This is a genomic window from Roseateles rivi, from assembly GCF_043555845.1.
Classification (GTDB): Bacteria; Pseudomonadota; Gammaproteobacteria; order Burkholderiales; family Burkholderiaceae_C; genus Roseateles; species Roseateles rivi.
This window is the reverse complement of sequence record NZ_JBIGHZ010000023.1, coordinates 1-411: the sequence shown is the minus strand read 5'-3', so window position 1 is coordinate 411 and position 411 is coordinate 1. Positions and strand designations below refer to the sequence as shown.

At 69.1% G+C, this 411-nt stretch carries 1 protein-coding gene; it reads left to right on the top strand.

Translation table 11 applies throughout. The annotated features are described in order from the left end of the window. Positions 1 to 411 (top strand): AMP-binding protein (locus tag ACG0Z6_RS16625; protein ID WP_394463468.1); only part of this gene is annotated, 411 nt, incomplete at both ends.

The window sequence follows — 411 nt, the reverse complement described above, 5'->3', positions numbered from 1 at the left end:
GCTCGGTCGAGATGGTCGTGGCCCTGCTGGCCGTGCTCAAGGCCGGCGGCGCCTATGTGCCGCTGGACCCCGAGTACCCGGCCGAGCGGCTGAGCTACATGCTCGAGGACTCGCAGGTCGCGCTGCTACTGACGGAGAGCCATCTGCAAGGAGCCCTGGACTCCGACCTGCCGACGCTGGTGCTCGACCAGCTGTCGCTGGAGGAGGGGCCTGCGCATGATCCTGATGTCGCGCTGCACGGCGAGCACCCGGCGTACGTGATCTACACCTCCGGCTCGACGGGCCGACCCAAGGGCGCCGTCAACCGCCACCGCTCGCTGCACAACCGGCTCGCCTGGATGCAGCAGGCCTACGACCTGAGCCCGACCGACACGGTGCTGCACAAGACCCCGTTCGGCTTCGACGTGTCGG